Source organism: Caulobacter vibrioides OR37, assembly GCF_000372645.1.
Lineage (GTDB): Bacteria > Pseudomonadota > Alphaproteobacteria > Caulobacterales > Caulobacteraceae > Caulobacter > Caulobacter vibrioides_E.
Genome location: NZ_APMP01000010.1, coordinates 1 through 22403 on the forward strand (window position 1 = coordinate 1; position 22403 = coordinate 22403).

Consider the following 22403-nt stretch of genomic DNA (forward strand, 5'->3'; position numbering starts at 1 on the left):
ACGCGGCCCCGCTCAGCCTATCCCCGCCGCCGTTTTGGGCCGGATCCAAACGCCCTCCCCCGCGACGGGGATGGCTGTGATTATGGAGCGGCGCTGAACGCGGATCATTCAGCGGCGCGTAGATTCGGCAAGCGCTTGATTTTACTGGGTCCTAGGTCGCGAATTCCAAGGACAGAGCGCCTCCAATCCCCATACCTCCGACTTCCCCGGCGAAGGCCGGGGTCCAGATCGAACCCACGAGCGATCGACGCTCCAGGTCGGACGCGCGATCGCGAACACCCCAAACGCTCCGGATGACTGGGCCCCGGCCTTCGCCGGGGAGGTCGGGTGTGGGGATGGCGGTGAAGAGCGGCCCACTCCGTTCATCCTCACCCTCCCATCCCGACTTCCGTCGGAACGGGCCCCGCCCTCTCCCGACGGGAGAGGGTTTTTGGCGCGATACGCCGCCCCCTACCCCTCCGCCGCGTCTTTCTTCCGTTTGCACGGCTTCAGGATCACCTTGTCGATCCGCGAGCCGTCCATGTCGACGATCTCAAGGTCGAAGGCGCCGATCTCGACGTGTTCGCCTTCGTCGGGGATGCGGCCCAGGCGGTCGAGGATCAGGCCGGCCACGGTGTGGTAGCCGCCATCGGCCTCGAAGTTCTCGCCCAGATGATCGTTCAGCTCCTGGATGTCGAGGCGGGCGTCGATCAGCCATGAGCCGTCCTCGCGGCGGATCATGCGCTTGTCGTCGTCCTCGTGGTTCTCGGGGAAGTCGCCGGCGATCATTTCCAACAGGTCCAGCGGCGTGATCGCGCCCTGCAGCGAGCCGAATTCGTCGACGACCAGCGCCATGTGCAGGCTGGTGGACTTGAAGACCTGCAGGGCCTTGAGCAGCGACATGGTCTCGGGAATGGCCACCGGCTGCTGCACGTGAGCCTTGAGGTCCAGCGGTTCGCTGGACAGGCAGGCGTCCAGCAAGTCCTTCTTCAGCACCACGCCGATGTCGCCGTCCAGGTCGCCCTCGGTGGCCACCAGGATGCGCGAGTGGGCGCTGGCGCGGATCTCGCTGAGGATCGTCTCGGGCTCGTCGGCCAGCGACACCCAGAAGAGGTCGCGGCGCGGCGTCATCGCCACGCGGACGGGACGGTCGCCCAGGCGCAGGACCTCCTGGATCATCGAGCGCTCCTCGGGCTCGATCAGGCCGGCGTCCGCGCCCTCGGCCAGGACCGCTTCCATCTCCTCGGTGGTGACGCCGCTGTTGCGCTCGTCGCGCACGCCCATCAGCCGCAGCACGCCGGCGGTCGAGACGGTCAGCAGGGTGACGAACGGGCGCAGGCCCGTGGCCACCAGGGCCAGGAACGGGGCCATGCGGCGGGCGATGACGTCCGGGAACATCAGGGCCAGGCGCTTGGGCACCAACTCGCCGAGGATCACCGAGACATAGGTCAGGCCCACGACGACGACGCCGGTGGCGATCACCTCCGAATAGCGGGCCACGGCCGGGAAGCGCGCGTCCAGCCAGTGGTTCAGGGCGCCGGCGATGGTGGCCTGACCGTAGGCACCGGCGAAGATGCCGATCAGGGTGATGCCCACCTGCACGGCCGACAGGAACCGCGTCGGATGCTCGGCCATCTCCAGCGCCAGCTTGGCGCCGCGATCTCCGCGCTCGGCCAAGCCTTGCAGCCGGGCCTTGCGGGCCGAGACGACGGCCAGTTCGGACATGGAAAACACCCCGTTCAGCAGAACGAGGAAGAGGACGACGGCGAGCGCGACGAGGATCATGGCCCTTCAGGGTCGGGGACGCGTCGCCGGACGGCGACCGCGGCGCGGGGGTCTGGGGAGGCCCGAGCCCGGCCACTATACAAAGAAAAGCGCCGCGGCCCATAGAGGACCGCGGCGCCGTGTCTTCCGGCCCAAGGGGTGAACCGGAGGACCTCCTTAGTACTTCACGCGCAGCTCCAGACCGTAGGTCCGGGGCGGGTTCAGGTTGCCGTAGTCGCCGATCGTGCCGCGGTTGGCGGCCGAGATGCGGTAGACGTGCGTCTCGTCCAGCAGGTTGCGCGCCCAGAGCGACAGGCTGGCCGAGGCGCCGCCGCCGGCCATGTTGATGTCGGCCAGGGTCAGGTTGCCGTTGACGATGAAGCTGCTGTCACCCTTGACCGCGACGTTCTGGACCAGCTTGCCGGTCGGCGAGACGTCGGCGAACTCGCTCTGGAACGAGTACTGGGCGTCGGCGTAGTTGGCGTCCAGGTGGGCGCGGAAGGTCATCGAACCGACCGGGTACTTGAAGTCGACATAGCCCGAGGCGGCGTTCGGCGGCGTGTAGACCACCTGCACCGGGAACGGCGAGCCTTGCGGCACGTCGGTGTTGCCCAGGTAGGGGAACGGCGCGGCCGGGATCTTCACGTCGGTATAGGCGTAGGAGGCGCCGATCGTGATGTTTTCCGAAACGCGAGCGGTCAGCTCGGCTTCGAAGCCCCGGATCTTGGACGTGCCCTTGGCGTTGGCCGTATCTTCGGTGTGCGCGCCGAGCGTCGGGCTGCCGGGGGTGGTGTCGACGTTGTCGAAGTCGATCTGGGTGTTCTGACGGTCCATTTGATAGGCCGCCAGGTTCAGGCGCAGACGGTTCTCGAGGAGATCCATCTTGGCGCCCAGTTCGTAGGCCTTGACCTCTTCCGGACCGAAGGCCTGGAAGGCCGACGAGCGGTCGTTGGCGCCGCCGGCGCGATAGCCGGTCGAGTACTTGGCGTACAGGTTGATGCCTTGGGCCGCGTCATACGACACGTTGATCAGCGGGTCGAAGCGGCCCTTGTCGTAGGTGAACTTGAAGTTCGTGGCCTTGCCGGCGACCATGTAGAGCGTGCCGTCGCGCTTGTCCTTGGTGTAGCGGCCGCCCAGGGTCAGGTGGACCTGCTTCATGGCTTCCGGCGTGTAGGTGCCTTGGCCGTAGATCGCGTAGCTCTCGGCGTCGGCCTGGCTGGCGCGGGCGAGCAGGCGCGTGCTGCGCTGCCAGCCTTGCGTGCCCGAGGTGATCGGACCCGCGCCGAAGCTGCCGTAGGCCGAGCGGATCGTATAGGCGGTGCCGTCGGCGTTCCACTGGTTGGTCAGCGGCGTCGAGGCCGATTCCTTGGCGTGTTCCTTGAAGTAGTACAGGCCGCCGACATAGTTGAAGCTGTCGCCGACGTCGCCGACCGCCTGGAATTCCTGGCTGTACTGGTACTGGTACAGGTCCGACAGGCTGTAGCGGCCGAAGGTGGCGTTCGGCGCGAAGACGTTACGCGACTCGATGCCCGAGTTGTCCCACTGGTTGGTCGCCACGGCGCGGGCGGCCGTGATCGAGCGCAGCTGCAGGCTGGGCGAGACGTTGTACTTCAGGGTGGCCATGGCGCCGCCCGTCTTGTCGACGCTGGGCTGCTGGACCGTGCCGATGTCCGACACGCTCTGGCGGTCGGTGCTGACCCGCACCAGCGGCGACAGCGGGTTGATCGTGCCGGCCGGCGCGGCGGCCGAGGCCGTGACCTCGGCCAGGCTGCGGACGCGCTTGCCATAGGGGTTGTAGTTCAGCAGCTGGCTGAAGAACGGGGTGTTCTCGTCCTTCGAATAGTCGATCGACACCTGGGCGCTGAACTTGTCGTTCGGCTTGTAGAGGCCGGTCACGCGGCCGCCGGTGCGGTGATACTGGTTCCAGCCGGCCTGACCTTCCATCGGGTTCTTGGTGGTCGGATCCTGGTGCTGGATCAGGGCGTCGACCTTGATCGACAGGCCGTTGAACTCCTGGAAGTCCTGGTGCAGTTCGCCGGTGTACGAACCGTAGTTGCCGAAGCCGGCCACGACGCGGCCGCCGAACACGCCCGTCGGGGCCTTGCTGACGATGCTCAGGGCGCCGCCTTCGGTGTTACGGCCGAACAGCGTGCCTTGCGGGCCGCGCAGCACTTCCAGACGCTCGATGTCGAGCAGGGCGGTGTTCAGGCCTTGCTGGCGGCCCAGATAGACGCCGTCGATATAGACGCCGACGCCTTGGTCGCGGGCGGTCTGGTTGGCGTCGAACGGCACAATGCCGCGGATGCCGACGGTCAGGGCCGACTGACGGGCCTCGAAGGTGGCGACGCGCAGCGACGGGATGGCGCCGTCCGACAGGCTGATCAGGCTCTCGGCGTGGCGATCGGCCATGGCGGTCGCGCTGAGCACCGAGACGGCGATCGGCGTCGACTGCAGGTTGGTTTCACGCTTCGTGGCGGTGATCACCACCTGTTCCAGCGCGGCGCCGTCATCGGCGGCGGGAGCGGCGGCGGCCGGGGTGGCGGCGTCGGCGGCCAGGGCGCCCTGCGCCGTGGCGATCACGAGAGCGACGACGGCCGCCCCTCCGAAATATTTCAGCATGGAAGCAAAACCCCTTGTTGGTTGGCAAGGGGCATAGACGTTCAGCGGTGATGGTTCAGTGACGACCACATGTCGATTTCACGACGTGATAATTTTATCACCTGGCGCGCGGACTTTAAGACAGTTTTGTGTAAAATCGGGAAAAGCCATGGAATTTCAACGTTAGAAAAACTTACGAAAATCCATCTACTCCGAAAGATCACCTTACCTGTCGGCTCATATGTTGGGCCGGCGCACGGGCGCGCGCGCGAATACAACGTCAGGAGCGTCTTTCCGGCGCCGACGAATTTCGGCGTGATTGTGGCAAGGTCGAGCTTGGCGCGCGTTTCGGATAGGCTCCATGTAGCCTTGCTGAAACACGGCCCCGCAAAGGCGCGGACACGCCCCGCCCGCGTGGGCTGGCGCGAGCGGCCGAACCGCCCGCACTCGCTCTAAATAATTGAATCTACGGGATTTTTATCCACCTCAAATGATCCCATTTGAAGCAGGCGGGCTCTAAAGCAGGCGGGTTCGGATCACCTGCGACAGCAGGTCGATCAGCGACACGGCCACCACGATGACCAGGACGATGCAGCCGGTCTGGTCGAACTGGAAGGCGTTGATTGAGTCATAGAGGATCTGGCCGATGCCACCCGCGCCGATGATGCCCAGCACGGTGGCCGCGCGGCTCGACGACTCGAAGCGGTAGAGGGCGTAGCTGGTCCACAGCGGCGCGACCTGCGGGATCACCCCCCAGATGATTTCCTGCAGCTTCACGGCCCCGGTCGCCCGGACGCCCTCGACGGGACCCTTGTCGATCGACTCCACGGCCTCGGCGAACAGCTTGGCCAGCACCCCGCCGGTGTTGAACATGATCGACATCACGCCGGCGAACGGACCCAGCCCCACCGCGGTGATGAAGATCAGGGCCACGACCAGATCGGGGATCGAGCGGATCAGGTCGAGGACCCGACGCACCGGCTGCTGGATCCACACGGGCGCGATGTTGCGCGCGCCCAGAAGGCCCAGCGGGATGGCCAGGACGATGGCCAGCGCGGTGCCCCACAGCGCCATCTGGATGGTCTGCCACATCCTGTCGATGAACAGCTCCCAGTCCATCGACAGGAACAGCTGTGGGTCGGTGAACGGCTTGAAGAACAGCTTGGCGAAGGCGCTGGTCTTCTCGGTGTCGGTGAACAGCTGGGGAAACTTGTCGATCTCGGCCGGCTTGAAGCTGATCACCAGCAGCAGGATCACCCCGCCCCACAGCAGGGTGTCGAAGGCCAGGGCCGAGGCCGAGCGCTTGGGCGGCGCGGGGATGCTTCCCTCGTTCATCTTAGCGTCGCTCATGAGCGGTCTCAGTTGGCCGACGTCGGGGCGACGCCGGCCTTGCCCTCGGCGGCCACGCGCTGAGCCTTGATATCGTCCAGCGCCTTCTGGGCGGCGGCGATCTTGGCCTGATCGCCGGCTTCGCGCGCCAGGCCCAGGTTTTCGGTCGCCTCCATCTCGCGCACGACCAGGAGGTGGGTGTCATCGGCCGGCTTGAACCCGCCGATCGACAGCTTCTTCAGATAGCCGCGCTGCCGCTCGGCTTCCGGCGTGTCGCCTTGCGCGTAGGTCAGGAAGAACTGGCGCAGCTTTTCCTTGATGACCGGGTCGAGATCCTTGCGCCAGATGATCGGGTCTTCGGGCAGGGTCGGCGACTCCCAGATCACCCGGATCTTCTCGGCGACGCCGTCGCCGCGCGCCTGCGAGAGGCCGACGGCCGTCGAGTTGTTGGTCGCCGCGTCCAGCTTGCCATTGGCCACCGCGAACAGATTGGCCTGGTGGTTGGCGCTGATGACGGTCTTGAAGCACTCTTCCGGCTTCTTGTTGGCCGGGATGAACACGTAGGTCATCGGCGCCAGGGTGCCCGAGGTGGACTTCTTGTCGCCGATCCCGAAGTTCAGCGTCTTGTCGCACTTGAGCAGATCCTGGACCGTGCGGATCTTGCTGTCGGCCGGCACGATGATCAGCGACTTGTAGCCGTCGACGCCCGAGGGGTCGAAGGTGCGGGCGAAGACCTCGCCGTTCGAGCGGCGCACGGCCTCCAGGCCAGACTGGTTGGAGAACCAGCCCACGTCGGTCTGTTTGGCGCCCATCGCCACGATCAGCGACGAATAGTTGGACGAGAAGAACGGCTTCACCTTCAGGCCGGTCTGCTTTTCCATGTCGGCCAGGATCGGCTTCCAATAGCCCTCCATGTTCTGGGCCGACTCCGTGGACAGGATCGAGAAGGTGATCGTGTCCTTGGAGACCGTGGCCTCGGGCTTCTTCGAGCACGAAGCCAACGCCAGGGCCGAGAGGCCCACGAGCGAACAACGGGCGGCGATGGCGAGGGCCGAACGGCGGCTGATCATTGCGGAGCTCCTTCCCAGAATACGTCCTCGAATTCCGGGCCGTAGATATCGATGAGTTGTTCACGCTTCAGGCCGGCGGCCGGGCCGTCATAGACCTTCTCGCCCGCCTTCAGGGCCACGACCCGGTCGCAGTAGCGCAGGGCGTAGTCCACCTGGTGCAAGGTGACGATGACGGTCAGGCCGTCGCTTTGATTCAGGTCACGAAGAATCTCCATGACCTTGCGCGCCGAGACGGGATCGAGCGAGGCGACCGGCTCGTCGGCCAGGATGATCTTGGCCTTCTGGACCAGGGCCCGGGCGATCGCCCCGCGTTGCTGCTGGCCGCCCGAGAGGGTGTTGGCGCGCTGGCCCGCGTAGTCGGCCACGCCGACGCGGGCCAGGGCCGCCATCGCCGCCTCGCGCGTCTCGCGGGGCCACAGGCCGAACAGACCGCGCAGCAGCGGGATGCGGCCCAGCGATCCCAGGGCGACGTTGCTGAACAGCGACAGCCGGCCGACCAGGTTGAACTGCTGGGCCACGAAGCCGACGCGGACGCGCGCCTTGCGCACCTCGCCCGACACCCTGCCCCGAGCCTGGACCGGTCCGCCGAAGGCGGTGATGGTCCCTTCGCCCTCATCGATGGTCTGGAGACCGTCGATGGAGCGCAGCAGGGTGGATTTGCCCGAGCCCGAAGGGCCGATGAGCGCGATCATCTCCCCTCGACCCACGTCGAGGGAGACGGCGTTCAGCGCGCGACGCGACCCGAAGGTCTTGGACGCGGCGCGGATCGAGAGAACAGGGTCCGACGTCATGGTCGGGACGAATCCTTAACGTGGTTTCGGCGCGGGGGAAGTGCGTTCTCTGGTTTGGGGAAGGTTAGCAATCGAATTGTGACGACCAACAGCCCTTTTCACCGCCGAACGGCGTGGCTCGCGCTCCGCGAAGCGCCGGATCTGGCTGGGCTTGTCGCGCGTTCGAACAGGACCGAAAGCACGATTTCGCCCGACGGGCGCGCCTGCATCAATTCGTCCAAAAAAGGGGGGCAGAAAGGGACTTTACAACCCTGTCCAATGCCCCTATTTCGCACGGCTCCGGCGGACCCGAAGTCCTAAACGCTGCTAACGCCGGCCTGGGTTTAACTTCCAACAGGGGGTTACGTGAATTGCGCACGTACCATTCGCCCCTGGACCTGGTCCGTGAGCGGTCACCGGAACGTCCCGTCGCACTCGTGCGGCCCGACGCGGTTTCCGTAGCCGCGCGCTGGTTCCAGTCCGAATTTAAAGGCGACGTCTTCTACGCGGTGAAGGCCAATCCTTCGCCGTGGGTGATCCGTGAGCTGGCGCAAGCCGGCGTGCGGTCGTTCGACGTCGCGTCGCTGAACGAAGTCGAGCTGGTGGCCAACGAGGCCCCGGGCTCGCGCATGGCCTTCATGCACCCGGTCAAGAGCCGCGCCGCCATCTCGGCCGCGTACTTCGACCACGGCGTGAAGACCTTCTCGTTCGACACCCACGAAGAGCTGGCCAAGATCCTGGACGCCACCGGCCAGGCCAAGGACCTGAACCTGATCGTCCGCATGGGCGTGCAGGCCGAGGGCGCGGCCTACAGCCTGTCGGGCAAGTTCGGCGTCGAGATGCACAACGCCCCCGCCCTGCTGCTGGCCGCCCGCCGCGCCACCCAGGACCTGATGGGCGTCAGCTTCCACGTCGGCAGCCAGTGCATGCGTCCGACGGCCTTCCAGGCGGCGATGGCCCAGGCCAGCCGCGCCCTGGTGCGCGCCGGCGTGCTGGCCGATGTCGTCGACGTCGGCGGCGGCTTCCCGTCGATCTATCCGGGCATGGTCCCGCCGGACCTGTCGGAGTACCTGGCGGCTATCGACCGCGGCTTCGCCGAGATGATGGTCCATGAGACCACCGAACTCTGGTGCGAGCCGGGCCGCGCGCTCGTGGCCGAGGCCTCGTCGCTGCTGGTCAAGGTCGAGCTGAAGAAGGGCGACGCGCTCTATCTGAACGACGGGTCCTATGGCTCGCTGTTCGACGCCGCGCACATGAAGTGGCCCTTCCCGGTCAAGCTGTACCGCAAGAACGGCGAAGTCGTGGAGGAAGGCCTAAAGCCCTTCCGCTTCTACGGCCCGACCTGCGACAGCGTCGACCACATGCCCGGCCCCTTCTACCTGCCGGAAAGCGTGGACGAAGGCGACTATATCGAGATCGGCATGTTGGGCGCCTATGGCGTGGCGATGTCGACCCGCTTCAACGGCTTCGGCGAGACCGACACCGTGGAAGTGCAAGACGCGCCGATGGCCTCGATGTACGGTCTGGCCAAGCGCTCGATCCCGGTCGTCCGTCAGGAAGCCGAAGAGCGCAAGATCGTCCGCTTCTCGCGTCCGAAGGGCGCGGCCGGCAAGCGCAAGCGCCGTCGCTAGAGCACGCCAAGCTTAGCTGTGAGAGTCTAAACCGCTCGAACGCGCTCCGAACGTATCAATCCAGAGTCTGGTCATCCAGTTTAGAGGACATCTAAATCGGACAGACTTGGCGGGCACGCATTCGGAAATGGCCAAGGCGGGGTTTCGGCCCCGCCCTTTTTTTGCGGGCCGACAAGCGTGACTGGACATTCTCAGGTTGCGCTGACAAATCGTCGCCATCGGGATCGACGATAGGGGCGTGCGTGGGTTTCCTGACCAAGACCAAGCTGGGTTGGACGTTCGCCTTCGGCGTCCTGGTCCTGATGTGCTTCATGCTGCAGCATCAGCCATTGCTGCACGGGACCGGTTGGAACCACAGCTACTTCTTCAACGCGGCCTGGATCCTGGAATTCGACGACTCGTTGCACCGAGGCGTTTTCCCGCCGCGCTGGCTGTTCGGGGCCAACAACGGATTAGGCTCGCCGTCGTTCTACTATTATCCGCCCCTGCCTTTCTATCTGACCGCGATCGTGGCGGCCTTCTCGGTTCACAAGAACGACTACGCTCAGATCGCCGCTTGGGGATCGTTCTATATGAGCCTGGGCTCGGGCCTGGCGATGTTCGCTTGGCTGCGGCGGCAGGCCGGCGACGTTCTGGCGCTGGCGGGAGCGATCGCCTACGTCTTCATGCCCTTCCACGTGGTCGACGACTTCGTGCGCGGAACGATGGGCGAAACGGCCGCCTATATGGCCCTGCCAATGGTGGCGCTGTGCCTGCAACAGGCTGCTCGGGTCGAAGGCCAGGCCGCCCGTCCCTGGATCGCTGGCCTTGGCCTAAGCTACGGCGCGCTCCTGATGTGCCATGTGACCATCGCGTTGCTGACCTCGATCAGCGTGCTGTCGGTCTACGGACTCTATCTTCTTTTTGACTCGCCCGTCGAGAAGCGCCGCGCCCTGCTGGTTCGCTGCGCCGCCGGCCTAGCGCTGGGCGTGGCCATAGGTCTCAGCTATCTGGGTCCGGCGCTGCTTATGCAGAAGCACGCCACCCTGCAGTGGATGTTCGTCGCGCCGGAATACCACCCATTCCGCTGGACGCTTCTGCGCCCTGACCTCTGGCCGAACCATGGTTACGGTCTCTCGATGGCCCTGATGGGCTATGGCGCCGCGGCCCTTGGCCTGGCCGCTATTCTCGCGGCCCTGAGTCGGCGGATCGAAGGCCCCGCCCGCGAGGCGGCCGTCTGGGGCCTTGCCGCGATATTCGCCTTGCTGCTGTACGCCCTGCCGTGGATCTGGCAGGGGCCGCTGGGCGCGGTCCTGGGCAAAGTGCAGTTTCCGTTCCGTATCGTGCTGGGCATGGAGTTCGCCGCCGTCACCGCCGTGGTCATGGCGGCCGCCGCCGGTCGCTGGCTGCGCCTGCTGATCCTTGTTCCGCTGTGCCTGATCCCGCTTGAAAAGGGCTATCGTCTCCAAGAGTCGCCTATCAAGCTGCATTTGGCCCAGAATGGCGACCTCGACGCGGACACCCGCCTACGCATCGCACGACGGCGCACGCCAGACGAACATCTGCCCCAGGGCTTCGATCCGGCCGGGCCCCTGTTCAAGGCGGACACCTTGGGCTTCGCCGGCTTCGACGCCGTGCCGCCGGCCCGGGCCCTGGCGCCAGACGCCCGCGTGACCCCCGCCGGCCAGTTCAAGGACGGCAGCTTCGCTATCATGGTCGAGACGCCGCGCCCCACGCGCGTGGTGCTACGCCGATTCTACTACCCGACCTGGGAGGTTGGTCTGGTGCGCAAGGGTCGCGACCCGTCGATGAAGACGGAAGGCTACGGCGTCGAAAGACTGCTGTCCTTCGAGGCTCAACCCGGCGTGAACACATACCGTGTACGGATCGTTCGTTCACCACTGGAAAAAGTCTGCGACACGATCTCGCTGTTGGCGCTGCTGCTGGCCGCGTGGCTGTTCGTTCCAGCCCTGCGAGAAACGCTTAAAAAAACTTCGCAAAGCCGCTATATAGCCGCCTTCATCGAAACACCCCATCGCCGGTCGCTCCGTCCTGGCGGTCTCATCGGGTCACGACGGGCGCTCAACTTCAGAGGAACCTCTGTCATGAACGCTCCCGTTCCGAACACCAAGGCCGAGCTGCTACAGAAGACCGTCGAGCACGTCGACATCACCTCCTACGACGCTCGCCCGATCATCGACTCGATGCGCAAGATGTCGTTCAGCTCGCGCGACACCGCTCGCGCGGCCGACATCTTCAACATGGCCCTGGCCGACAAGGGCTGCTCGACCTGGCTGATCCTGGCTGGCTCGACCTCGGCCGGCGGCTGCATGCACGTCTACCGCGACATGGTGAAGAACGGCATGATCGACGCCGTAGTCGCCACCGGCGCCAGCATCGTCGACATGGACTTCTTCGAGGCCCTCGGCTTCAAGCACTACCAGGCCGCCGGCCCGGTCGACGACAACGTCCTGCGCGACAACTACATCGACCGCATCTACGACACCTATATCGACGAAGAAGAGCTGCAGGCCTGCGACCACACGATCCTCGAGATCGCCAACCGCCTGGAGCCGCGCGGCTATTCCTCGCGCGAGTTCATCTGGGAGATGGGCAAGTGGCTGTCGGAAGGCAACGCCAAGAAGCAAGGCTCGCTGATCCAGACCTGCTATGAAGAAGGCGTGCCGATCTTCTGCCCGGCCTTCGTCGACAGCTCGGCCGGCTTTGGCCTCGTCAAGCACCAGAAGGAACGGGCCGCCGCCAAGCAGCCCTACCTGATGATCGACGCCGTGGCCGACTTCCGCGAACTGACCGACATCAAGATCGCGGCCGGCACCACGGGCCTGTTCATGGTCGGCGGCGGCGTGCCCAAGAACTTCGCCCAGGACACCGTCGTCTGCGCCGAGATCCTCGGCGTCGAGGCCGACATGCACAAGTACGCCATCCAGATCACGGTGGCCGACGTCCGCGACGGCGCCTGCTCGTCGTCGACGCTGAAGGAAGCCGCCTCGTGGGGCAAGGTCTCGACCACCTACGAGCAGATGGTGTTCGCCGAAGCCACCACGGTCGTCCCGCTGATCGCCTCGGACGCCTACTGGCGCAAGGCCTGGGAAGGTCGCGAAAAGCCGCGCTGGAACAAGCTGTTCGGCAAGTAGGCTTGCGAGCGTCACATTAGAGATGCAGGGTCCCCAGACGAAAGTTTGGGGACCTTTTTCATGCGCGCTGTTCCGCTCGCCGTCGCCGCCACCCTCCTGCTGTCCGGCTCCGCCCTGGCCGCGCCGGATCCCGCGCCCGCCGGCGCCCCCAAGGGCTACCTGCCGGCGGGGACCCTGGACACCTTGAAGGTCCTGCCGCCCGCGCCGCCGCCGGGCTCGCCCCAGGCCGAGGCCGACCGCAAGATCTTCCTGGCCACCCGCGCGCTGAAGGACAGCCCCCGCTGGGCCCTGGCGGTCAACGATGTCGACGAAAAGGCGATCCTCGCCGACTTCCAGTGCGCCCTGGGCTTCACGCCGTCGATGAGCGCCACGCCGCGCATGGTCGGCCTGCTGATGCGCCTGCGCTTCGACGTCGGCGCGGCGGTGAATGGACCGAAGGACTTCTACAAGCGCCCGCGCCCCTATCTGGTCGACGAGGGTCCGATCTGCGTCGACAAGAGCGAGGGCCTGGCCAAGAGCCCGGACTATCCGTCGGGCCACGCGACCTGGGGCTATTCGGTGGGCCTGGCCCTCGCCCAGGCCGATCCCGAGCACGCCACGGAAATCCTGGCGCGCGCCCGGGCGTTCGGCGAGAGCCGCGTCGTCTGCGGCGTGCACAACATGAGCTCGGTGTCGGCCGGCCAGCTTAACGCCTCGGCGCTGATGGCGGCGGTCAGCGGGACCCCGCTGTTCCAGACCGACATCGCCGCCATCCGCGAGGAGATCGCCCGCAACCGCAAGGCCGGCCCCGCTCCTGACGCGGCCAAGTGCGCGGCCGAGGCGGCGCTGATCGCCAAGCCTCTCCTCTAGCTTGCGCCGAGCCGGCGCGCCCTCTACCTGTTGGCCATGTCTTCCTGCGGACACGACCATCACCATCACGGCGTCGCCGGCGCGGCCCTCGCGGCCGAGCTGGACGCGGCCGAGGCCCGTTGCGTCGCCGCCGACCAGCGCCTGACCGCGCCGCGCCGCCGGGTGCTGGAGCTTCTGCTCGGGGCGGGCCAGCCGGTGAAGGCCTATGATCTGATCTCGGCCTTCGGCGGCGAGGGACCGCCGGCCAAGCCGCCGACCGTCTATCGCGCCCTCGACTTCCTGGAGAAACAGGGCTTCGCCCACCGGATCGAGAGCCTCAACGCCTATGTCGCCTGCCGCAAGGAGGCCGACGGCCACGCCGCCGCCTTCCTGATCTGCGACTGCTGCGGCGCGACCCGCGAGATCGAGCCCAAGGCCAGCGCCGAGATCATCGCGGCCGGCGCCGCGGCGGGATACGCCCTGACCAGCGTGACGATCGAGGCCCACGGCCTCTGCGCCGATTGCAGAGGTTGAGAAAACCCCGGTATTAGGATCGAACGATCGTTCCACTTCGTTCGAGAGACGCCGCGATGACGACCCCCGAGCCGCCGCCTGGCGTCGAGATCTGGCGCGCCATTCTTGGTTTCGAGGAGCCGCGCCATGACGTTCGCTGAGGGTCTCCCTGGCGTCGAGATCTGGCGCGGCGGCGTCAACACCTGGGACTGCGACGAGATGGGGCACATGAACGTGCGCCACTATGTCGGGCGGGCCATGGAGGGCCTGGTCGGCCTGGCCGCCGAGCTCGGGATGCCGCACGCCTTCTCGCCGTTCGCCAACGCCACCCTGCTGGTCAAGGAGCACCACATCCGCTTCCTGCGCGAGGCCCACGCCGGCGCGCCGCTCTACATGTTGGGCGGGGTGATCGAGATGGGCGAGTGCGACGCGAAGGTCCTGCAGCTGCTGGTGCATCCCGCCTCGGGCGAGCTGGCGGCCACCTTCCAGACCACCGTCGTCCACGCCACGCCGCGCGAGGGCCAGGTGTTTCCCTGGCCGACCATCGCCCGCGAACGGGCCGAGGCGCTGAGGGTCGAGGTTCCCGAAAAGGCCCGGGCGCGCAGCTTGGATTTGTCGCCGTTCGCCAGCACCGCCAGCCTGGCGCGCGCCGAGGCGCTGGGCCTGACCCGCATCGGCCTGGGCGGCCTGCTGCCCTCGGACTGCGACGTCTTCGGCCGGATGCGCGCCGAACAGTTCATCGGCCGGGTGTCGGACGGCATCGGCGCGTTCATCCATCCCTTCCGCGACACCATCGTCGCGCACGCCGACCCCAAGCCGGCCCGCTTCGGCGGCGCGGTGCTGGAATACCGCATCGCCTATCTGGCCTGGCCGCGCGTCGGCGACCGGGTGGACATCCGCTCGGGCCTGCTGGGGGCGGACGCCCGCACCATGCGGATGGTCCATTGGATGCTGGATCCGGCGACCGGCGAGCCGTGGGGAACCTCGCAGGCCGTGGCCGTCACCTTCGATCTCGACGCGCGTAAGGTCGTGCCGGTGACCGACGCCGCCCAGGCGGCGCTGGCGGCGCGCGCGGTGGCGGATTTGGCCCTCTAAATGACACCATGATCGCTTCCATGGTCACGCTGGGCGAGCTTGGAACTGAAGGAAGCGACACGTGACGGCGATTGCCCACCGGATGACCCTGGTCCTGGCCCTGGCGACGGCGCTTTGCGCCACCGGCGCGATCGCCCAGCAGCGACCGGCGGACGCAAGCGGACTGCATGACGCCCTGCGTCTGAGCCCCGGCCAGGAAGACGCCTGGCGGACCTATCAGGCCGCGATCGCGCCCGATCCCCAGGTCCAGCAGCGTCATCGCGCCGCCGACATGCTGCTGCCGCAACTGCCCACGCCGCGACGCGTCGCGCTGATCGAGGCCACGGCCCAGGCCGACGCCGCCGACCTGCATCGCCAGGGCGAGGCGGTGAAGGCCTTCTACGCGACGCTGTCGCCGGACCAGCAGCGGACCTTCGACCGCATGACCGCCGACGCCGCCCGGCAGGGCGAGGCGGACGCCGGCCAAGGGCGTCCTCCGGGCGAAAGATAGGGTTAGCAGGGCTTCCAGTCGTAGCGGTCGGCGGCCACGTTCCACGACCACGCGCCGCAGGCCGCCGGCGCGGTCGACGAAGCGGGCGGAGCCGGCGCGGGGCTCGCGTCGTCTTGGGGCCGGTCGTCGCGGCTGGGCGGCGGATCGCCGTAATAGGTCGTGTAGCTGTAGGAATAGCTGGGCGCGCTGTAATACCAGGGCGCGCCGTACCACGGGTCATAGAACCACGGATCGTAATAGGCCGGGCTCAGCACCAGGCCAAAGCGCGGGCCGCTCCACCAGTACGCCCTCGGATACCCCCAACCGCGATAGCGGTAATAGGGATAGCCGTAGTGGGGATATGCGTAGTGGGGATACGCGTAGCGCGGAAAGGCGTGATAGCGCGCCGCGGCCGGACTTCCGAAATGATAGCCGCCGCCGGGCCGGAAACCCGCCTGGACGACGTGGTAGCCGCCGCGGCCGTGCGCCGCGGCGAGCGAGGGCGCGGCCAGGATCGGCGTCGCCAACAGGCCTGCGCCGGCCAGGACGGGGAGAAGGGCTTTCATGATGACCTCCGAAAGAAGCGAGGCCGAGGGTCACGATGGCCAACGGTCGGAGGCTCGCGATTAGCCCGAAATAAGGGCGATCTTACGGTGAAGATATATCGCCGTCGCCACACAGGCGGCGGGTCCGGAGCTCAGGCGGTGGCCATGTCGAACAGGGCGTCGCGCACCACGTCCGGCCGCTCCATCGGCAGGAAGTGGGTGGTCCCCGCGACGGTCTCGATCCGCACATCCCGGCCGCGCCGCGCGAAGCGGTCGCCGACCCGGCAGGTGGAGTGCTTCTCGGCCTTCAGAATGCGGACCGGCGCCGTGACCAGACGGATGGCCCGCCACGGATCATGGCCCTGGGCGGCGTAGTTGGAGGCTTCCCAGGCGGGCGCGCAAGCCAGCTCCACCGTGCCGTCCGCGCGCTCGACGAAGCCGCCAGCCACATAGTCGGCCAGCATGGTCTCGGGCCAGGTCTTGAAGGCGCCGCGCCCCTTGTAGCCGGCGAAGGCGGCCTCGCGGCTGTCGAACACGGCGCGGCGGCGCAGCGACGACAGCACCAGCGGCATCCGTCGCCACAGGCGGCCCGAGGTCCACGGCGCCTTGGCGTACAGCGTGGCCAGCCAGGGCATGATCACCGGGTCCAGCAGCAGCAGGCCCTTGACCCGCTCCGGTCGCTCGGCGGCGGCCAGCAGGCTGACCGTCCCGCCCATGGAGTGCCCCGCCAGCACCACCGGCGGGCCGTCCAGACTGTCCAGCAGGCCGGTCAGATCGGCCTGCAGGTCCCGCCAGGAGCGGCGGCCGTCGGGGTCGGCGGGCAGGGTCGTCGAGCCATGGCCGCGCTGGTCGATCGCCAGCACGCGCAGCCCCGCCGCGAGCGGAGACAGCAACACCCGATAGGTCTGGGCGTTGAAGCCGTTGGCGTGAACGAAGATCACGTCGATCGGCCGATCCGGCGGGCCGAACTCCAAGGCCGCGATCTCGCCGCCAGGCGCGGACAGGACGCGTTTGCGAGGTTCGCGAAAGACGGCCGCGTCCATAGGCGTGGCTCCCTGGGCTTTTCTTGGGCTTAGGGTATGCCCGTAAGCCCTTCGCGTCCATGGAGACCCCGATGAATAAGCTTTCGACCATCGGATACGAGACCGACACCCAGGCTGGCCTGATCGCGCGCCTGAGGGCCGCCGAGGTCGACGTGGTCGTCGACGTGCGCGCCGTCGCCGCCTCGCGTCGGGCCGGCTTTTCCAAGACCCTGCTGGCGAACAGCCTGGCGGCCGAGGGGATCGGCTATCTGCACCTGCGGCCGCTGGGCACGCCCAAGCCGGGCCGCGACGCCGCCCGCGCCGGCCGCGTGGACGAGATGCGCGCCATTTTCGAGGCCCATCTGGAGGAGCCCGCCGCCCAGCTGGCCCTGGCCCAGGCGACGGAACTGGCCAAGGACAAGCGCGTCGCCCTGCTCTGCTACGAGGACGACGCCGCCTGCTGCCACCGCCGGATCGTCGCCGACCGCATCCGCCAGACGCTGAAGTGCGAGGTGGCGGACCTTTAGGCCTGGGTCAGCTTCCACTCGCCGTCGCGGTCGCGGCAGGCGCTGTAGCGCTGGCTGGACGGGGCTTGGCCGCCGCCGGAGACTTGGGCGTCGATCACCCGGCAGCTGGCGGCGCGCTGACCGTCGGGACGCACCAGCGAAGCGGCCGCGTAGCCGACGCCATAGCCGTCGCGGCCGACCAGCACCCAGCCGCCGGCCGGCGCCACGCCCAGGGCGTCGAAACGCTCGCCCGGCGCCAGCCGTCCGACCACCGCCCCGCGCGTCGAGGGACTGGCGCGCAGATTGGCGGAGGACGACGCCACATAGGGACCGCCGGCCGCGTCGTAGCTTTGCAGCGCTTGCACGCCCTGGGCCAGGCGGATGTCGCGGCCGTCGATCGGCGGACCGTAGCTGGACGAGATCACCGCGACCCGGCCCGAATTGCCGGTGCGCCGGTTGTACCAGGTCTGGGCGACGCCAGTGTCGAGCGCCTTCTTGGCGGCATGCTCGGCCATGGCCGCGTCGGTCGACTGCATCCGGCAGCCGATGTAGGAACCCGCCGCCGCCCCGGCCGCCGCGCCCAGCAGCGTGCCCAGCGTGCGCTCGTTCTTGGCCAGGCGGTTGCCGAGGAAGGCGCCGGCGGCCGCGCCGATCAGGGCGCCCTCCTCCTGCTTCTTGCCCGAGCCGTCGCACGAGAACAGGCCACCCAGCGGCCGCCCGTCGGCCAAGGCGGGGGCTGGCGCGACGACGACGCCCGCGCCGAGCGCCGCGGTCATGGCCAGGACGGTCCCGACCTTGCTCATGGACGTTTCGCGCATCGCCGAATCCTCTTCCGTTAGGTCAGTGTTGGCGCCGCGACCGGCCCGGTCGATAGTGCGCGACCAAGCATAAGGGAGTCCGGCCATGAGCAGCCATGATCAGGCGCAGTATAGCTGTTTCAAGGTCGAGATCGAAGCCGGGGTCGCCCATATCCAGTTGAAGCGACCCGAGGCCATGAACACCATGACCCGGCCATTCTGGAACGAGCTGCCGGCGATCGTCAGGAATATCGACGACAACGCCCTGGCCCGTTGCATCGTCATCTCCTCGACCGGCAAGCACTTCAGCGCCGGCATGGACCTGTCGGTGTTCACCGACGACGAGGGCGTCACCGCCCGCCAGGACGCCGACCGCTGGGTGGCGGCCGAGAGCTTCCGCCGCTTCGTCCATCACCTGCAGGACACCTTTAGCTGCCTGGACAAGGCGCGGATGCCGGTGATCGTCGCGATTCAGGGCGGCTGCATCGGCGGGGCGGTCGACTTCGTCAGCGCCTGCGACATCCGCTACGCCACCACCGACGCCTTCTTCGCGATCCAGGAGATCAATATCGGCATGACCGCCGACGTCGGCACCTTCCCGCGCCTGTGCAAACTGATCCCCGAGGGCTGGGTTCGGGAACTGGCCTATACCGGCCGCCGCCTGCCGGCGGCGCGAGCGCGCGACATCGGCCTGGTCAACGAGCTGTTCGACACGCACGAGGAGCTGGTCGCCCACGCGCTCGCCACAGCGCGCGAGATCGCCGAGAAGTCGCCCCTGGCCGTCGCCGGCAGCAAGGTGATGATCAACTACGCCCGCGACCACACCATCGCCGACGGCCTCGACTACATCGCCACCTGGCAGACGGGGATGTTCAGCGGGCCGCACATGGCCGAGGCGTTCACGGCCAAGGCCCAGAAGCGCGACGCGGTCTATCCGGACCTGCTGCCGCTGAAGAAGAAGATGTAGGGGTCAGGGACCCCCGTAGATGAAGTCTGCCTTGTAGTAGCCCTTGGCGGGATCGAGGATATTGATCGCGAACGGCGCGGAGCCGTCGGAGAGATCCGTCAACCAGGCGTCGTTTGACCTCACCATGACGCCCAGGTCGGCCTTCTGCGCCTCGGCCAGCAGCCAGCCAACCATCGCCGCCTTGGTCCCGATCCCGCTCGCGCCGTCGCCACCGTAGACAGCGAAATAGTCGGCGCGCGTGTCGATAAGGGCATGGATTTTGGGGTCGGTCGGCGCCGCGCCGAAGATGGCCTTGTAGGCCTCGCGCGTTGCGTCGAAGAGGCTCATCGCCCCGTACTTGGCCGCGAACGCGTCCTTGCCCTCGCCGAACTTGCCCAGATTCACCGCGAAGTTGATGTAGCGGTTCTCCAAATTGAAGCTCTGGTAGTAGGCGCTGTTGAGGTTGTTGGCGTTCGGTCCTGTCGGCGAGACCAGATAATCGACGCCCGCCTCGCTCGGGACCTTGCCGGTGAAGAACTCGTAGGCCAGCGAGGCCACCGAGGTCGTGGCGCCTGCGGCCTTGACGATCTGCTGGTTGATATAGATCTGCAGGTTCCCCTGGGTGACGGCGTCGGAGATCGCCATCACGGTGGCAAGCTGCGACGGCGCTTCGCTCGACGCGCGCAGGATCGCCTTGAACGCGGTCTCGGTGACGGGTTGCTGGACGTAGGAGACCGCGACGTACTGGTCAGCGAACTGCAAGCGCTGGACGTTCAACAGCGTATCCACGCCGTCCGTCCCCTTGAGATCCTGGACCCTGAGACTGCCATCGGCGTTGCGGGTGACGATATAGTTGGCGAGGTTGCCGAAATAGTGCGCCGTGTTCTGGCCGCCGCCGCCGTCGATCCAGTCGTCGCCGTCGCCACCATAGATGTCGTCGTCGTATCCGCCGCCCCAGATCTTGTCGTTCCCGGGGCCGCCGTGGACCCGGTCACCGCCGTCACTCGCATGGATGAGGTCGTCGCCCGCCAAGCCGTAGTAGGAAGCGCTGTTCGAACCCACATAGTTGTCGGCGCCGTCCGTGCCGATCTTGGTCGTGAAACTGGTCGTCGAGAACGTGCCATCCGCGAAGTCGGTGGCGGTCACCGCGGACACCCCCTCCAGCTTCACGACGATGTCGCCATCCGACAGGGTGCGCGACCCGTCGGTGTCGACGATAACGTAGAGGCTGTTGTCGCTAGCCCAGGTCCAGACCTGCCGGACGTCGCCGCCATAGTCGCGGCTGGAGGAGAAGACGTCACCGATCTTCAGGCTGAAGTTCGGATTGTCGACCGCGCCCCTAAAGAACTGCGGTGTGGAAGACGACGAGCCAAAGCTCAGGCGATCCCCCTCAGCGCCCTTGAAGTCGGCGATAGTGGCGATCCCCTGCGCAAGCGGTCCGCCCGAGAGCAACATGAAGCGATCCGCGCCAGCGCCGCCGACGTAGCGATTTGCTCCGGCGACCATGTCGATCCGGTCGTTCCCCGCCCCGCCATCCACGACCGCGCCGACCGAACCGGTCGCCAACATGAGCCAGTCGTTACCGTCGCCGCCCAGCAGGGTGTCGCCGGACCCGCCGCTGATCGTGTCGTCGCCGGCCCCGCCGTCCAGCGTGTCCTTGCCCGCTCCGCCCACGAGGAAGTCGTTGCCGGCTTCGCCATACAGGAAGTTGACGGTGTTTTCCTCGCCGGGCGAGGCCACACCCGGCTGGTCCGCGTACAGAGCGTCGTTGCCCGCGCCGCCGTGGATGATGTCGCTTCCGCCACCGCCCCAGAGCTCGTCGGCGTCATCCCCGCCATTGATGGTGTCAGGACCTGGGCCGCCATGAATCTGGGTCACGACTTACTCACTCAAGGTTGCGACAACGCAACCATTCGCTAGCGGAGCCGAGCCGCGCTGCCAAGCGCGAAAACTTCACTCGTAAGTAAACGTCATCGGCTCGTCCGCCGCCGGCAGGCACGAGCGGTCCACCGGTTTGGTCGGATCCTGGAAGAAGCCGCGGATCATGGCGCGGACGCAAGGGCTGGCATGCGAGACCCCATGGGTGGCGTTGGTGACGATCACCACCTGCGAGCCCTCGTAGCCCTTGGCGGCGGCCTTGGTCAGGGGCGGCGGGCAGCCGGGGTCGATCTCGGCGGCCAGGAACAGGGTCGGGATGGCGGTCTTCACCGGCTGTTGCTCGATCGGCGAGATCGGGCCGACGTCGATCGCCTTGCAGACGTCATGGATGCGCTGCATCGACGCCACCATCAGCCGGGCCACCGCGTCGGTCTCGGTCCCCTTGGCGACGTCGGCGCGCTTTTCGAACGGGATCTCTTCCTTGCACAGGTGGGTCATGAACTGGCCTTCGCTGTAGTAGTCGCGGTTCTCGACGAACTCCTGGACCGGCGAGACATCGCCCTGGATGATCTTCCAGAGGTCGCGCGGCAGCACGCCGGCGGTGAAGTAGCTGGCGTCCATCAGATAGCCGCCCAGGTCGTCGGCCGTGTAGGTCTTGCCGTCGATCGTCTGGGGAGCGGCGAGCCAGCGCTCGGCGACGACGGCCAGCTTGGCCTTCAGATCGGGATAGCGCTTGGCGCACTCGGCCACGGCGGCGCACTTCTTCATGACGATATCGATCGAGGTCGAGACCATGGCCGGACCGCCGACCGTCCAGTCGGCCTCGGGCGGCCACGGGGAGTCCTGCACCACCGCGCGGATCCCTTGCGGCTGATGCGTCTGGATCGCCGCCTCGATGCGCGTGCCATACGAGCCGCCGAACAGGTCGATCTGCTTGTAGCCCAGCACCTGGCGCAGGTCCTGGACGTCCTTGGCCACCTCGACGGCGTTGTAGCGCGACAGGTTCACGCCCTGGGCCTGGAAGGCCTTCAGGCAGGCGACGATGCCTTGGGCGTCCTGCTCGGTGGGCGGGCCGGCGTCGGTCAGGTGCGTGCCGGGGCAGTCGAGATTGGGGACGGACTGGCCGCCGCCGCGCTGGTCGATGAACACCCAGTCCTGGTCGGCGGCGATGAACTCGCGCGCGGTCTTGCTCGCCAGCGTCCGGGGCAGGCCGGGCAGGGCCGAACCGCCGGGGCCGCCGTGCAGATAGAACACCGGCGGCAGGCCGGGCTTGGGCTGGGCGGCGCGGACGATGGCCACCGCCACCTTGATGCGCCGGCTCTTGGGATCGCCGCGCGTCTCGTCGACGATCAGATGGCCGCACTCGACCTTCAGATCGACATCCTTGTAGTCGCCGACGCAGGCGGTCTTCTCGAAGCGCGGCGCGGCCGCGTGCGCGGCGCTCCCCAGGGCGGTCACGACGAGCGCGCCGGCGACGGCGATCCAGGACAGACGGGACATCGAACAAACTCCTTGGGGTGTGTGCATCA

At 67.3% G+C, this 22403-nt stretch carries 18 protein-coding genes and 1 pseudogene; 9 read left to right on the plus strand and 10 right to left on the minus strand.

All coding sequences use genetic code 11. From position 1 onward, the window contains the following. Positions 1–450: 450 nt before the first annotated feature. The 5 genes from OR37_RS09970 to phnC form a co-directional block, all read right to left on the minus strand. Complete coding sequence (locus OR37_RS09970) at positions 451–1764, minus strand: hemolysin family protein (protein ID WP_004619157.1); 1314 nt, start codon at positions 1762–1764, stop codon at positions 451–453. Between the two features lie 156 nt (positions 1765–1920). After that, positions 1921–4362, minus strand: a complete 2442-nt coding sequence (locus tag OR37_RS09975; protein WP_004619160.1) for a TonB-dependent receptor — start codon at positions 4360–4362, stop codon at positions 1921–1923. A 495-nt stretch (positions 4363–4857) separates the two neighbouring features. After that, entirely contained in the window at positions 4858–5691 is an 834-nt protein-coding gene (gene phnE, locus OR37_RS09980; protein ID WP_004619162.1) for a phosphonate ABC transporter, permease protein PhnE, read from the minus strand. 8 nt (positions 5692–5699) lie between these two features. After that, entirely contained in the window at positions 5700–6740 is a 1041-nt protein-coding gene (gene phnD, locus OR37_RS09985) for a phosphate/phosphite/phosphonate ABC transporter substrate-binding protein (protein WP_004619164.1), read from the minus strand. Continuing rightward, positions 6737–7531: a phosphonate ABC transporter ATP-binding protein gene (phnC, locus tag OR37_RS09990; protein ID WP_004619165.1), complete on the minus strand. Its 795-nt coding sequence runs from the start codon at positions 7529–7531 to the stop codon at positions 6737–6739. Before phnC ends, phnD begins: the two co-directional genes overlap by 4 nt. A gap of 350 nt (positions 7532–7881) precedes the next feature. Here phnC and OR37_RS09995 point away from each other — a divergent pair, with 350 nt between their 5' ends. From OR37_RS09995 to OR37_RS20730, 7 genes and pseudogenes are all read left to right on the plus strand, one after another. Further along, complete coding sequence (locus OR37_RS09995) at positions 7882–9141, plus strand: type III PLP-dependent enzyme (protein ID WP_004619167.1); 1260 nt, start codon at positions 7882–7884, stop codon at positions 9139–9141. Between the two features lie 311 nt (positions 9142–9452). After that, a pseudogene (locus tag OR37_RS22095) lies at positions 9453–10541 on the plus strand (6-pyruvoyl-tetrahydropterin synthase-related protein); the annotation flags it as partial. A 684-nt stretch (positions 10542–11225) separates the two neighbouring features. Then, positions 11226–12275 carry a 1,9-bis(guanidino)-5-aza-nonane synthase gene (locus tag OR37_RS22100; RefSeq protein ID WP_035017215.1) on the plus strand — a complete coding sequence of 350 codons (1050 nt, stop codon included), beginning with the start codon at positions 11226–11228 and terminating at the stop codon, positions 12273–12275. Between the two features lie 60 nt (positions 12276–12335). Then, complete coding sequence (locus OR37_RS10005) at positions 12336–13124, plus strand: acid phosphatase (RefSeq protein ID WP_004619171.1); 789 nt, start codon at positions 12336–12338, stop codon at positions 13122–13124. A 36-nt stretch (positions 13125–13160) separates the two neighbouring features. Further along, positions 13161–13637 carry a Fur family transcriptional regulator gene (locus tag OR37_RS10010; RefSeq protein ID WP_004619173.1) on the plus strand — a complete coding sequence of 159 codons (477 nt, stop codon included), beginning with the start codon at positions 13161–13163 and terminating at the stop codon, positions 13635–13637. 126 nt (positions 13638–13763) lie between these two features. Next, positions 13764–14711: a thioesterase family protein gene (locus tag OR37_RS10015; RefSeq protein ID WP_004619175.1), complete on the plus strand. Its 948-nt coding sequence runs from the start codon at positions 13764–13766 to the stop codon at positions 14709–14711. A gap of 61 nt (positions 14712–14772) precedes the next feature. Continuing rightward, entirely contained in the window at positions 14773–15201 is a 429-nt protein-coding gene (locus OR37_RS20730; RefSeq protein ID WP_004619177.1) for a Spy/CpxP family protein refolding chaperone, read from the plus strand. A gap of 2 nt (positions 15202–15203) precedes the next feature. On the opposite strand, the gene OR37_RS21325 is transcribed toward OR37_RS20730, so the two are convergent. After that, positions 15204–15746, minus strand: a complete 543-nt coding sequence (locus tag OR37_RS21325) for a hypothetical protein (RefSeq protein ID WP_004619179.1) — start codon at positions 15744–15746, stop codon at positions 15204–15206. A gap of 131 nt (positions 15747–15877) precedes the next feature. Beyond that, the gene (locus tag OR37_RS10030) at positions 15878–16768 is read right to left on the minus strand and encodes an alpha/beta fold hydrolase (RefSeq protein WP_004619181.1); all 891 of its coding nucleotides are present in this window, start codon (positions 16766–16768) and stop codon (positions 15878–15880) included. 71 nt (positions 16769–16839) lie between these two features. On the opposite strand from OR37_RS10030, the gene OR37_RS10035 reads away from it, so the two are divergent. Beyond that, on the plus strand, positions 16840–17274 hold the full coding sequence (locus OR37_RS10035; protein ID WP_004619183.1) for a DUF488 domain-containing protein: 435 nt from the start codon (positions 16840–16842) through the stop codon (positions 17272–17274). Here OR37_RS10035 and OR37_RS10040 read toward each other — a convergent pair. Beyond that, positions 17271–18056 carry an SH3 domain-containing protein gene (locus OR37_RS10040; RefSeq protein ID WP_035017217.1) on the minus strand — a complete coding sequence of 262 codons (786 nt, stop codon included), beginning with the start codon at positions 18054–18056 and terminating at the stop codon, positions 17271–17273. The genes OR37_RS10035 and OR37_RS10040 overlap by 4 nt on opposite strands. A 100-nt stretch (positions 18057–18156) precedes the next feature. On the opposite strand from OR37_RS10040, the gene OR37_RS10045 reads away from it, so the two are divergent. Further along, on the plus strand, positions 18157–19017 hold the full coding sequence (locus OR37_RS10045; RefSeq protein ID WP_004619187.1) for a crotonase/enoyl-CoA hydratase family protein: 861 nt from the start codon (positions 18157–18159) through the stop codon (positions 19015–19017). A gap of 3 nt (positions 19018–19020) precedes the next feature. Here the strand turns inward: OR37_RS10045 and OR37_RS20735 are convergent, their stop codons facing one another. Both OR37_RS20735 and OR37_RS10055 read right to left on the minus strand, forming a co-directional pair. Continuing rightward, the gene (locus OR37_RS20735) at positions 19021–20874 is read right to left on the minus strand and encodes a calcium-binding protein (protein ID WP_004619189.1); all 1854 of its coding nucleotides are present in this window, start codon (positions 20872–20874) and stop codon (positions 19021–19023) included. Between the two features lie 75 nt (positions 20875–20949). Next, positions 20950–22374 carry an alpha/beta hydrolase gene (locus tag OR37_RS10055; RefSeq protein WP_004619191.1) on the minus strand — a complete coding sequence of 475 codons (1425 nt, stop codon included), beginning with the start codon at positions 22372–22374 and terminating at the stop codon, positions 20950–20952. Positions 22375–22403 lie beyond the last annotated feature (29 nt).

Excerpts from the sequence above, each read along its gene's own strand:
- OR37_RS09970 (WP_004619157.1), bottom strand. The coding sequence starts at position 1,764 with ATGATCCTCGTCGCGCTCGCCGTCGTCCTCTTCCTCGTTCTGCTGAAC.
- OR37_RS09975 (WP_004619160.1), bottom strand. The coding sequence starts at position 4,362 with ATGCTGAAATATTTCGGAGGGGCGGCCGTCGTCGCTCTCGTGATCGCC.
- phnE (WP_004619162.1), bottom strand. The coding sequence starts at position 5,691 with ATGAGCGACGCTAAGATGAACGAGGGAAGCATCCCCGCGCCGCCCAAG.
- phnD (WP_004619164.1), bottom strand. The coding sequence starts at position 6,740 with ATGATCAGCCGCCGTTCGGCCCTCGCCATCGCCGCCCGTTGTTCGCTC.
- phnC (WP_004619165.1), bottom strand. The coding sequence starts at position 7,531 with ATGACGTCGGACCCTGTTCTCTCGATCCGCGCCGCGTCCAAGACCTTC.
- OR37_RS22100 (WP_035017215.1), top strand. The coding sequence starts at position 11,226 with ATGAACGCTCCCGTTCCGAACACCAAGGCCGAGCTGCTACAGAAGACC.
- OR37_RS10005 (WP_004619171.1), top strand. The coding sequence starts at position 12,336 with ATGCGCGCTGTTCCGCTCGCCGTCGCCGCCACCCTCCTGCTGTCCGGC.
- OR37_RS10010 (WP_004619173.1), top strand. The coding sequence starts at position 13,161 with ATGTCTTCCTGCGGACACGACCATCACCATCACGGCGTCGCCGGCGCG.
- OR37_RS10015 (WP_004619175.1), top strand. The coding sequence starts at position 13,764 with ATGACGTTCGCTGAGGGTCTCCCTGGCGTCGAGATCTGGCGCGGCGGC.
- OR37_RS21325 (WP_004619179.1), bottom strand. The coding sequence starts at position 15,746 with ATGAAAGCCCTTCTCCCCGTCCTGGCCGGCGCAGGCCTGTTGGCGACG.
- OR37_RS10030 (WP_004619181.1), bottom strand. The coding sequence starts at position 16,768 with ATGGACGCGGCCGTCTTTCGCGAACCTCGCAAACGCGTCCTGTCCGCG.
- OR37_RS10035 (WP_004619183.1), top strand. The coding sequence starts at position 16,840 with ATGAATAAGCTTTCGACCATCGGATACGAGACCGACACCCAGGCTGGC.
- OR37_RS10040 (WP_035017217.1), bottom strand. The coding sequence starts at position 18,056 with ATGAGCAAGGTCGGGACCGTCCTGGCCATGACCGCGGCGCTCGGCGCG.
- OR37_RS10045 (WP_004619187.1), top strand. The coding sequence starts at position 18,157 with ATGAGCAGCCATGATCAGGCGCAGTATAGCTGTTTCAAGGTCGAGATC.
- OR37_RS10055 (WP_004619191.1), bottom strand. The coding sequence starts at position 22,374 with ATGTCCCGTCTGTCCTGGATCGCCGTCGCCGGCGCGCTCGTCGTGACC.